Source organism: Pantoea sp. YR525 (assembly GCF_900116775.1).
Classification (GTDB): Bacteria; Pseudomonadota; Gammaproteobacteria; order Enterobacterales; family Enterobacteriaceae; genus Pantoea; species Pantoea symbiotica.
This window is the reverse complement of sequence record NZ_FPBU01000001.1, coordinates 406,653-417,859: the sequence shown is the minus strand read 5'-3', so window position 1 is coordinate 417,859 and position 11,207 is coordinate 406,653. Positions and strand designations below refer to the sequence as shown.

Annotated in this window: 11 protein-coding genes; 9 read left to right on the top strand and 2 right to left on the bottom strand. The window is 55.3% G+C overall.

The genetic code is table 11. The annotated features are described in order from the left end of the window. Positions 1-4: 4 nt before the first annotated feature. Positions 5-796, top strand: coding sequence for a metal-dependent hydrolase (locus BM323_RS01895; RefSeq protein ID WP_008103052.1), 792 nt, complete (start codon positions 5-7; stop codon positions 794-796). Positions 797-1,081: 285 nt separating this feature from the next. Then, complete coding sequence (gene ptsG, locus BM323_RS01890; protein WP_008103049.1) at positions 1,082-2,515, top strand: PTS glucose transporter subunit IIBC; 1,434 nt, start codon at positions 1,082-1,084, stop codon at positions 2,513-2,515. Between the two features lie 180 nt (positions 2,516-2,695). Here ptsG and BM323_RS01885 read toward each other — a convergent pair whose 3' ends face one another. Then, positions 2,696-3,835 (bottom strand): beta-galactosidase BglB, encoded by a 1,140-nt coding sequence (locus BM323_RS01885; protein WP_008103047.1) that lies wholly within the window; start codon positions 3,833-3,835, stop codon positions 2,696-2,698. Next, positions 3,832-5,436 (bottom strand): MFS transporter, encoded by a 1,605-nt coding sequence (locus BM323_RS01880; RefSeq protein ID WP_008103045.1) that lies wholly within the window; start codon positions 5,434-5,436, stop codon positions 3,832-3,834. Before BM323_RS01880 ends, BM323_RS01885 begins: the two co-directional genes overlap by 4 nt. A gap of 356 nt (positions 5,437-5,792) precedes the next feature. Between BM323_RS01880 and hinT the strand changes: the two genes are divergently transcribed. The 7 genes from hinT (at position 5,793) to BM323_RS01845 (ending at position 11,092) form a co-directional block, all read left to right on the top strand. After that, positions 5,793-6,143, top strand: coding sequence for a purine nucleoside phosphoramidase (gene hinT, locus BM323_RS01875; RefSeq protein ID WP_007885755.1), 351 nt, complete (start codon positions 5,793-5,795; stop codon positions 6,141-6,143). Between the two features lie 17 nt (positions 6,144-6,160). Beyond that, positions 6,161-6,526 carry a YcfL family putative periplasmic lipoprotein gene (locus tag BM323_RS01870; protein WP_008103043.1) on the top strand — a complete coding sequence of 122 codons (366 nt, stop codon included), beginning with the start codon at positions 6,161-6,163 and terminating at the stop codon, positions 6,524-6,526. 10 nt (positions 6,527-6,536) lie between these two features. Beyond that, positions 6,537-7,133 (top strand): penicillin-binding protein activator LpoB, encoded by a 597-nt coding sequence (lpoB, locus tag BM323_RS01865; protein ID WP_008103041.1) that lies wholly within the window; start codon positions 6,537-6,539, stop codon positions 7,131-7,133. Continuing rightward, positions 7,120-7,935 (top strand): thiamine kinase, encoded by an 816-nt coding sequence (gene thiK, locus BM323_RS01860; RefSeq protein WP_008103039.1) that lies wholly within the window; start codon positions 7,120-7,122, stop codon positions 7,933-7,935. Before lpoB ends, thiK begins: the two co-directional genes overlap by 14 nt. 15 nt (positions 7,936-7,950) lie before the next feature. Then, positions 7,951-8,994 (top strand): beta-N-acetylhexosaminidase, encoded by a 1,044-nt coding sequence (nagZ, locus tag BM323_RS01855; RefSeq protein WP_008103036.1) that lies wholly within the window; start codon positions 7,951-7,953, stop codon positions 8,992-8,994. A 38-nt stretch (positions 8,995-9,032) separates the two neighbouring features. Further along, entirely contained in the window at positions 9,033-9,575 is a 543-nt protein-coding gene (ycfP, locus tag BM323_RS01850) for an alpha/beta hydrolase YcfP (RefSeq protein WP_008103034.1), read from the top strand. Between the two features lie 212 nt (positions 9,576-9,787). Continuing rightward, entirely contained in the window at positions 9,788-11,092 is a 1,305-nt protein-coding gene (locus tag BM323_RS01845; RefSeq protein ID WP_085982346.1) for an NAD(P)/FAD-dependent oxidoreductase, read from the top strand. The last annotated feature ends 115 nt before the right edge of the window (positions 11,093-11,207 follow it).

Below are 11,207 nucleotides of genomic sequence, written 5' to 3'. Positions count from 1 at the left end.
CTCTATGTTTATTGTCGATTCCCACTGCCATCTCGATGGCCTCGATTATGAAAAACACCATCGCGATCTGGATGATGTCATCGCCAAAGCGGCGGCGCGTGATGTGAAGTTTATGCTGGCAATTGCCACCACCTTGACGGATTACTACAAAATCAAACAGCTGGTGGGCGATCGTGAAAACGTCGCGCTGGCTTGTGGCGTGCATCCGCTGAACCAGGAAGCGCCGTATGACGTCGAAGAGTTCCGCCGTCTGGCCGCCGAGGATCGCGTGGTAGCGCTGGGTGAAACCGGGCTGGATTACTTCTATCAGCAGGAAACCAAAGCGCAGCAGCAAGCCTCGTTTCGTGAGCACATTCGAACCGGTATCGCACTGAATAAACCGATCATTGTGCACACGCGTGATGCGCGTGAAGACACGCTGGCAATTCTGCGCGAAGAGCAGGTTGAGAAATGCGGTGGCGTGCTGCACTGTTTTACCGAAGATAAAGAAACCGCAGCCAAACTGCTGGATCTCGGTTTCTATATCTCCTTCTCCGGCATTCTGACTTTCCGAAATGCCGAACAGATCCGCGATGCGGCGCGCTATGTGCCGCTTGATCGCATGCTGGTAGAAACCGATTCGCCGTATCTGGCGCCGGTACCGCACCGTGGTAAAGAGAATCAGCCGGCGTTTACGCGTGATGTGGCGGATTACATGGCGGTATTAAAAGGCGTGGATATCGAAACCCTCGCCGCTGCCACCACTGAAAACTTCTCCCGCCTGTTCCACATCCCGATGAGTCGTCTCGGCGGCTAACCGCTTTATTTCAAACGCTGTAATTAATCAAAAATCACCCAACTGCACTGCGTCTGACTGGACGCAGGCAGTGATTTATTGCTGTTTATTAGCGCAAGTCAGTCAGAAATGACTGAAAGGAAGGGGCCGCTCTTAGCGAAATGTGATGGCCGTCAATTTAACAATTAGCGATTTATTTTACTCTTCGTAATAAATCAAAAGACGCTCAGCGTCACTCCGGCGAAGGATCCTCCCCCTAAGCCATGCGCACTGCGCAAAAAATTGCACTCATACTCAGGAGTTTCTATGTTCAAGAACGCATTTGCGAACCTGCAGAAAGTAGGTAAATCGCTGATGTTGCCGGTATCGGTTCTGCCGATTGCCGGTATTTTGTTAGGTGTTGGTTCAGCAAACTTCAGCTGGCTGCCGGAAGTGGTTTCCCACGTCATGGCCGAAGCGGGTGGTTCGGTGTTTGCCAATATGCCGCTGATCTTTGCGATCGGTGTGGCACTTGGCTTTACCAATAACGACGGCGTGTCCGCGCTGGCGGCCGTGGTTGCTTACGGCATCATGGTGAAAACCATGGCGGTGGTTGCACCACTGGTACTGCATATGCCTGCCGGAGAAATCGAGGCCAAGCATCTTGCCGATACCGGTGTGCTCGGCGGGATCATCGCCGGTTCCATTGCGGCGTATATGTTTAACCGCTTCTACCGCATCAAACTGCCTGAGTATCTCGGCTTCTTTGCCGGCAAGCGCTTTGTGCCGATCATCTCCGGTCTGGCCGCGATTTTCACCGGTGTGGTGCTGTCATTCATTTGGCCGCCAATCGGTACCGCGATTCAGGACTTCTCACAGTGGGCTGCGTACCAAAACCCAGTCGTCGCCTTTGGACTTTACGGTCTGATTGAGCGTTCGCTGGTACCGTTTGGTCTGCATCATATCTGGAACGTACCATTCCAGATGCAGATTGGTGAATTCACCAATGCCGCAGGTCAGGTGTTCCACGGTGATATCCCACGTTACATGGCGGGCGATCCAACCGCAGGCAAACTGTCAGGCGGCTTCCTGTTCAAAATGTACGGTCTGCCAGCAGCAGCGATTGCGATTTGGCATACCGCTAAACCAGAAAACCGCGCCAAAGTGGGCGGCATCATGATCTCAGCCGCGCTGACCTCGTTCCTGACCGGTATTACCGAGCCAATCGAGTTCGCTTTCATGTTCGTGGCGCCGATTCTGTATGTGATCCACGCGATTCTGGCGGGCCTGGCCTTCCCAATCTGTATCTTGCTGGGTATGCGTGATGGCACCAGCTTCTCACACGGTCTGATCGACTTTATCGTGCTGAGCGGTAACAGCAGTAAAATCTGGCTGTTCCCGATTGTGGGTATCATCTACGGCCTGATTTACTACACCGTGTTCCGTTTCCTGATTGTGAAACTGAATCTGAAAACCCCTGGCCGTGAGGACACCGCGATGGAGCAGAGCAGCGCAACCGGCAGCGAAATGGCTGGCAAACTGGTTACCGCGTTTGGTGGTAAAGAGAACATCACTAACCTTGATGCCTGTATCACTCGTCTGCGTGTGAGCGTGGCAGATGTCGGCAAGGTTGATCAGGCTGAACTGAAAAGCCTAGGCGCACGTGGTGTGGTGGTAGCAGGTTCAGGCGTTCAGGCGATCTTCGGCACCAAGTCCGATAACCTGAAAACTGAAATGGATGATTATATCCGCAGCATGTAACGATAAAGGGCAGGCAGAGCCGGTGCGATGAAGCGGCGTCAGATCGTAAAGACGCCATAAACCATCCCTGGGGCTCGGCCCAAGCCATCCCTGGCTTGGGACGCTTTACTCCTCTGCCGCCGCTTCATCGCACTTCACTTTCGGTGCGTAAAAATGCCCTCAAATGAGGGCATTTTTTATTTATAAATAAACTCGCAAATACTCTGTCAAACACAGCAGCGCCATCGCCTGACCATACGGCATCGAGGTGAGCGGTATCTGACGGTAATACTCCAGATCGCTACCCATCGCCGTTCCGAACGACACCTGCTTCAATTCCCCATCCTCATCGATATTACCGATCACGCCACGCAATGCTTTCTCCGCCAGCGGCAAATACGCGGGCGAAAGATAATGTTTGCGCACCGCTTTAAGAATGCCGTAGGCGAAACCGGCGGTGGCGGAGGCTTCGGGATAGCTGTTGGGATCGTCGAGCAAGGTGTGCCACAAACCGCTGCTGTGCTGACAGGTGCTCAGCGCCTTCACCTGGCTCTCCAGCACCTGCTGCAGGAAACGCCGCGTGGCATGCTGTTCCGGCCAGTTCATCATCTCGAGGAAATCAGGAATAACGATAGTCAGCCAGCTGTTGCCGCGCGCCCAACGTGCGTTGGCGAAGTTGTGCCGTCCCTCGAACGTCCAGCCGTGGAACCACAAACCGGTTTGGCGATCCATTAAATATTGGGTATGAATCAGGAACTGATAGCTAGCTTCTTCGACAAACTCCGGACGATCCAGCAGCTGACCAATCTTCGCCAGCGCCATCACGCTCATCATCAAGGTGTCATCCCACAGCTGCTGAGTGTTTTCGTTGTTGTAGACGATGTGCTGCAGGCCGCCTTGCTCGGTACGCGGCATCTCATACATCACCCATTCTGCCCAACGCTCCAGCACCGGCCGCCACGCGGCATTTCGCGTCTCTTCATAGCGATACGCCAGCGTCAGGAACGGACAAACGGTATTGACGTTCTTGGTTGGCGTACCTTCCGCCAGCCGCGTACTGAACCAGTCATCGATAATCTTTAGCGTCTCTTGATCGCCGGTTTGCTGATAGTAGTGCAGCATGCCGTACAGGCCGATGCCGTGTGTCCACTCCCAACCGGCCCAGCCTTTGGTATCGATCACGCGGCCATCATCGAGGCGCAGCAAAAACTCGCCGCTGTGATCGGTAATATTCACCAGATTATGGGTTAGCCGCTGAATCAACTGCACCAGCTCACTACGTGGCAACAGATATTCAGGCTGACGCAGTAACGCGCTGTGCTTCACAGGAAATACAGTCATGGTTCATTCCTATCGTTAATCAGGGTAGAGAGAGAAGGTAAAGTTCGTGGCTGAGTCGGCAGCGGCGGTGCGGCAGGCTTATGACGGTTGAGATACCCGACGTTGTTATTGCCCCACAGATTTTCATACGGCATACCCGCCAGCATTTCGACCACTTCACGCGCTTGCGGCGTAATGCGTTCCGGCACCACGCGTCCGGCTTCGCGCATTTTCAATGTCTCTTCGCGCAACACCGTGTGGGTTTGCAGGTTGAGTTTGAAGCGCAGCGAAATAATGAAGCCGCAGGCCAGCACGCAAAGTGTGCCCACGCTGAGGATCGCCAGAATGGTATGGCCGACAGCCGGGACTTGTGTGGCCTTGCCGGAGGAGAAGCCCGCCAGCTGCAACACGATACCGACGAACATCACCGCACCCGCTTGTGAGGCTTTGCGCGTCAGCGTCATGATGCCGGCAAAAATGCCTTCGCGACGTTGACCGGTAATCACTTCATCGACGTCAGCGATGTAGGTGTAAGTATTCCACGGCACATAGTTGATGCCACCGCGACCAAGACCAGCAAGGCCTGAAATCAGTACCAGCAGGGCGAAGTTGTCGTTCATGCCGGTGTACCACAATCCGGCGTAGGAAAGGGCGCTCAGACCAAACAGCACCACCACCATACGATACGCCGGCGCAGGTCCAAGGCGGATACACAGCGGAATCATCGCCATCACCGCAATAAACTGCATCACCGCCATGGTGCCCATCAGGTTGGAGGCGATCTGCGCGCTTTGCATCAGCACAAACACCACATACCAGGTAAACACCGCGTTAAACACGTCCTGCGCGATATAGCCGCCGAGATACATACCCAGATGCTGGCGGAAAATACGAATGCGCAGCGTTGAGGCCAGCTCGGTGTAGAGGCGTTTCAGGCTCTGCAGCAAGGTCAGCTGTGATTTTTCCTGCTCTGCGCGGCGTGATTCAGCAGAGAAATCGTTGGGATCGCGCTCCCAGGTAAACAGCCACACCAGCGTTAACACCAGCGCACAAATCACTGAGAACACCAGGCTGGCGTAGAAGAAGGAGATCGGATTATCTTTGCCAAACCAGCCAATCAGCACGCCTGGCAGGAACGCCGCCAGAATGGCCGACAGCTGCGCCAACCCAATACGCGCGCCAGAGAAGCGGGTTTTCTGTTTGAAATCATCGGTCATCTCCGGCACCAGCGTTTCGTAGGGCACCAGAATCATGGTGTAGACCATATCGAACAGCAGATAAGTCAGCAGATACCACCAGAAACTCATGTCGCCAACCCACATCAGGCTGTAGCTGAACACGCACGGGATGCCGAGCAGAATGAAAAATTTGCGGCGGCCAAAGCGCTTGCCGAGCCAGGTCGAACCAAAGTTGTCGGTCAGAAATCCCATCAGTGGGCTCACTACCGCATCCAGCACGCGAGCGGCAGCAAAAATGAAGGTCGCCTGAATCGGCGAGAGCCCACAAAAGGTGGTGTAAAAGTAGAGCAGCCAGGCGGCGGTTAACGCCGTGGTGCCTGCACCGAGGAAATCCCCGGACCCATAGGCCAGATAATGGCCCAGGCCAATCTTACGAGAGCGCATGGCAGGTTCTCCTTGAATTAGTCGGTAAACACATCCCTCATCACTCCGTACAACTTGCTCGGATTGGATTGAAAGTAGAGCGGCTTAAGCGTGCAAACCTTCGTGATTTCGCAATGACTTTCTGGTGGATGGCAAAATCACAAAGAAAATGGCGTGATATCTCTAATTTATAAAACAGCGTTTCATTTTTGTGGTTAATGAGATGTTAGAAATGCGAGTTGCAGCACAATGCGTGGCGAAGGGAGAAAACGGCTTAAAGGCAGTCATTTAATACAGGAAATGTGGTCCTGAGGTTGAAAGAAATGGAATTCCTCACGCATACTGCCTGACTGAACTCAGGCTTAAGGAAATGCACCATGGCTGAAGAAACCATTTTCAGTAAAATCATCCGTCGCGAGATCCCCGCCGACGTGGTTTATCAGGACGAACTGGTCACCGCCTTCCGTGATATCGCGCCCAAAGCGCCCACCCATATTCTGATTATCCCCAATGTATTGATTCCCACCGCCAACGATGTGCAGGCCGCACACGAGCAGGCGCTGGGCCGGATGATCACCGTGGCCGCCAAAATTGCCCGTGATGAAGGCATTGCCGAAGATGGCTATCGTCTGATCATGAACTGCAACAGTCATGGCGGTCAGGAGGTTTATCACATCCATATGCATTTGGTCGGCGGTCAGCCGCTGGGCCCAATGCTGGCCATCTAACTCAGGCGGACAAATTGATGCGTCAATGGCTGAGTGGCTTGCTGTTGCTGACCCTTGCAGGTTGCAGCAGCGATAAGCCGATGATTAATACCTCGCAGTCGCTGGTGATGGAATCGTCAGTATTATCTGCGGGCATTATTACCGATGATCCGAAACTGACCGAACAAGATGGTCAGCAGCGTGCCATGAGCGTGTTGTATAACCAGCGGGAAACGCCGGTGAAAGTGCACTATCGTTTCTATTGGTACGACGACAAAGGATTGGAAATCACGCCGGAAGAGCCGGCGCAGAGCCAAATTGTCCCGGCGCATGGCAGCGTAGAAGTGGCCTCACAAATGGGCAATCCGACCGCCAGTAAGGTGCGTCTCTATCTTTATCTTTGAGGAGTAAGCTGTGATTCGCAGTGTAAAACGTTCGGGCGCGTTGTTATTTGCGCTAATGCTCACCGGTTGTGTGGTGAAACAACAGACGCCAGCGCCGGTAGAACCCACGCAGCCGACCACGCCGACTCAGCCGGTAGAACCGACGCCGCAGCCGGTGCCGCCGCCAGAAACCGTGCCGCAGCCACCGAAGCTGAAAACCATTAACTGGGATGCCAGCGTCCAGCCGTTGGTCGGCAAGATGGTGCAATCTTCAGGCGTGAATCCTGGCAGCGTGCTGCTGGTGGATCGTATTAAGAACAGCACCAACGGCGCGCTGCAAACCGACAAAGCCACCGATGCGATTCAGAATGCGCTGGCCAACAACGGCAAGTTCACGCTGATCACACCCGAACAGCTGGCGCAGGCCAAGCAGACGCTGGGCTTATCGCCGGATGACAGCCTCAACTCGCGCAGTAAAGCGATTGGTCTGGCGCGCAACGTTAACGCGCAGTATGTGCTCTACAGCAATGCGCAGGGCGATGTGAAAGCACCAACGCTGCAAATGCAGCTGATGCTGGTACAAACCGGTGAAATCATCTGGTCAGGAAACGGTGTTGCTCAACCCTGATCCGCAGCTGCAAAACATGCTTCAGCAACAATGGCCGACGGCGCAAGCTGCCGGTCATTTTTTCGCGCTGCCGGGACTGAGCGGGCAAAGCGTGCGCGTGCAGATGCCGCAGGGCGCGTTGCTGGCGCGACGTGCGCCGCCGCAGCCGATCCCGTTTGTCGATCGCCAGCGCGAATACCGCATCCTGCAGCAGTTCAGGTATGCAGAGCTCGGGCCGCAGCCGCTGGCGTGGCGCGATCCCTGGCTGCTGCAAAGCTGGTTGCCGGGCGAGGTGCTCACCTCCGCGCAGTTTAACGCGCAGCGGGAGGCGATTGTGGCGCTGCTGCAGCGCCTGCATCAACAGCCACTCACCGGCTATCGTTTACGTTTAGCGCCGCTGCTACAGCGTTATTGGCAACTTTGCCAGCAGCGTCATTGGCGCTGGCAGCGTCGTCTGCAACGCTTATTACAGCAGGGCGAACCGCCGCCGCTGCGCCTGGCACCGCTGCATATGGATGTCCACGCCGGCAACCTGATTGCTACGCCAGCCGGTTTACGCCTGATCGATTGGGAATATGCCGCCGATGGCGACGTGGCGCTGGAGCTGGCAGCGGTCTGTGCGGTTGATGGCGATACGCGTTCAGCGTGGATTGCCGAGTACGCCGCGCGCGCGAAGTTGGATGAGCATGAACTGGCGCGCCAGATGCAGCGCTGGCAGCCGTGGCTGCAATTGCTGATGGCCAGCTGGTATCAACTGCGCGCCGAGCAGAGCCAGGACGACACATTACAACAGCTGGCGCAGGCCAGTTGGCACGACCTTTAACGTAGGATTTTAATCATGACCATGAACACGCCTGGACCGCTGATGCTCGACGTCGAAAGCTATGAGCTGGACGCCGAAGAACGCGAAATTCTGCAGCATCCGCTGGTAGGCGGACTGATTCTGTTTGCCCGCAACTTCCACGATGTCGACCAGCTGGCAGAGCTAGTGCGCCAGATTCGCGCCGCGTCGCGCCATCGTCTGGTTGTCGCGGTGGATCAGGAAGGCGGGCGCGTGCAGCGTTTCCGCGACGGCTTCACGCAGTTGCCGGCCATGCAATCCTTCGCCGCGCTGCACGATCTCAACAGTGCCGGTGAACTGGCGCAGCAGGCGGGCTGGCAAATGGCATCGGAAATGATCGCCATGGACATCGACATCAGTTTCGCGCCGGTGCTCGACATTGGTCATATCAGCGCGGCGATTGGCGACCGTTCGTTCCATGAAGATCCGGCCATCGCCCTGCAAGTCGCGCGTCGCTTTATCAACGGCATGCATGAGGCTGGCATGAAAACCACCGGCAAACACTTCCCCGGTCACGGTGCGGTCAGCGCGGATTCGCATAAAGAGACGCCGCGCGATAACCGCGATGCCGCCACGCTGCGTCAGCATGACATGGCGATCTTTAAGCAGTTGATCGATGAGCAACTGCTCGATGCGGTGATGCCGGCGCACGTTATCTATACTGAGGTGGATCCGTTGCCCGCCAGCGGTTCACCATACTGGCTGCAAACTGTGTTACGCAAAGAGCTCAGCTTCAACGGCGTGATTTTCTCCGACGATTTGTCGATGGAAGGTGCCGCCGTGATGGGCAGCTACGCCGAACGCGCACAGCAGTCGCTGAATGCCGGTTGCGATATGATCCTGGTGTGCAATCAGCGCGCCGGCGCGGTGAGCGTGCTGGATAACTTGACGCCGATCGGGGCAGAGCGCGTGACGCAGTTATACCATCAAGGGCGTTTTACCCGTCAAAGCCTGCTGGCAAGCGAGCGCTGGCGGAAAAATCAGCGTCAGCTTAGCGCATTGCAAGAGCGCTGGCTGGCGCACAAAGCTTCGGGCAGATAAGCCGCGCTGCCCGGATTTATTCCACGCTGAGGAAAATCATGATCATCTATCTGCACGGTTTTGATTCCAACAGTCCGGGCAACCATGAAAAGGTGCTGCAGCTGCAGTTTATTGACCCGGACGTCAGATTAGTCAGCTACAGCACCCGCCATCCCAAACACGACATGCAGTTTCTGCTGAAAGAGTGCGACAAGCTGCTGCAACAAGGCGACGATGCACATCCGCTGATTTGCGGGGTTGGGCTGGGCGGTTATTGGGCCGAGCGCATTGGCTTCCTGTGTGGCATGCGTCAGGTGATCTTTAATCCCAATCTGTTCCCGTTTGAGAACATGGAAGGCAAAATCGATCGCCCGGAAGAGTATCTCGATATTGCTACCAAATGCGTCAATGATTTCCGCGAGAAGAACCGCGATAAGTGTCTGGCGATTTTGTCTCGTCAGGATGAAGCGCTGGATAATCAGCGCAGCGCGGCGTATCTGCAGCCGTTCTATGAAATCATCTGGGATGACGCAGCCAGCCACAAATTCAAGAACATCGCCCCGCATTTACAGCGCATCAAAGCCTTCAAACTCCTCGCCTGACCGTCGGTGCGCCGTGTGACGCGGCGCATAAAATGTGTAACATTCTGATAATGCTGCTGAAAGATTGATGTACATCAATTTTCTTATGTGATGTCTTTGACGCCGTGATATTCTGCCCTCAGCTCGCGATTTAACGTCGCCAACCCTATGTTTATTAAGGTTTTTATTAACCATTAATTAACTATTGGTTTACAACTTTAAGGGGGTCTTTGTTGACTACATCTATGGAAAAAATCGTTATCATCGGCGGTGGTGCTGGCGGCTTAGAGCTGGCAACGCAGCTCGGTCACAAGCTGGGACGCAAGAAAAAGGCCGAGATCATTCTGGTCGATCGGAATCACAGTCATCTGTGGAAACCGCTGCTGCATGAAGTGGCAACCGGTTCGATGGACGAAGGGATTGATGCGCTGAGCTATCTGGCGCACGCGCGTAATCATGGCTTCCAGTTCCAGCTGGGATCGCTGACGCAAATCAACCGTGAAAACAAAACCCTTGAGCTGGCCGAAATCCGCGATGCGGAAGGCGCGTTGTTAGTGCCGCAGCGTGAGCTGGCCTACGATCGTCTGGTGATCGCGCTTGGCAGCACCTCAAATGATTTCGGCACGCCGGGCGTGAAAGATCACTGTATCTTCCTCGATAACCCGCATCAGGCGCGTCGTTTCCACAACGAAATGCTCAACCTATTCCTGCGTTTCTCGGCCAGCGAAGGCAGCCTGGAAAAAGTCAACATCGCCATTGTCGGCGGCGGTGCTACCGGCGTGGAACTCTCCGCTGAGCTGTATAACGCGGTGAAACAGTTGCACAGCTACGGCTACAAAGGTCTGGATAGCAGCTCGCTGAACGTCACGCTGGTGGAAGCCGGTGAACGCATTCTGCCTGCGCTGCCACCGCGCATCTCAGCGGCAGCGCATCAGGAGCTGACCAAACTTGGCGTGCGGGTGTTGACGCAAACCATGGTCACCAGCGCCACCGAAAACGGCTTGAATACCAAAGGCGGCGAATTCATCGAGGCCGATTTGATGGTGTGGGCGGCCGGTATCAAAGCGCCAGATTTCCTGAAAGAGATTGGCGGGCTGGAAACCAACCGCATCAATCAGCTGGTGGTGAAAGAGACGCTGCAAACTACGCTGGATGACGACATCTACGCGATTGGTGACTGCGCCTCCTGCGCGCTGCCAGGTGGCGGATTCGTGCCGCCGCGCGCGCAGTCAGCGCATCAGATGGCGTCGCGCGCGCTGGAGAACATCCTTGCACAGCGTAAAGATAAACCATTGAAAGCCTATGTTTATAAAGATCACGGTTCGCTGGTATCGCTGTCGCGCTTCAGCACCGTGGGCAGTTTGATGGGTAACCTGATGCGCGGATCGATGATGGTGGAAGGGCGCATTGCGCGTTTTGTCTACATTTCTCTATATCGTATGCACCAGATTGCGCTCCACGGATACTTCAAGACCGGTCTGATGATGCTGGTCGGCAGTCTTAACCGCGTCCTACGTCCGCGCCTCAAGCTGCACTGATGATTTTCGGGCGGTGAATGCTGCCCTACGCCACGTCAGCTGCCGTAACCCGCTGAAAACTGCACGTTCAGCTTAAGGTTACGGCACTATTTCACCCGCTCTCAGAACTCTCCTA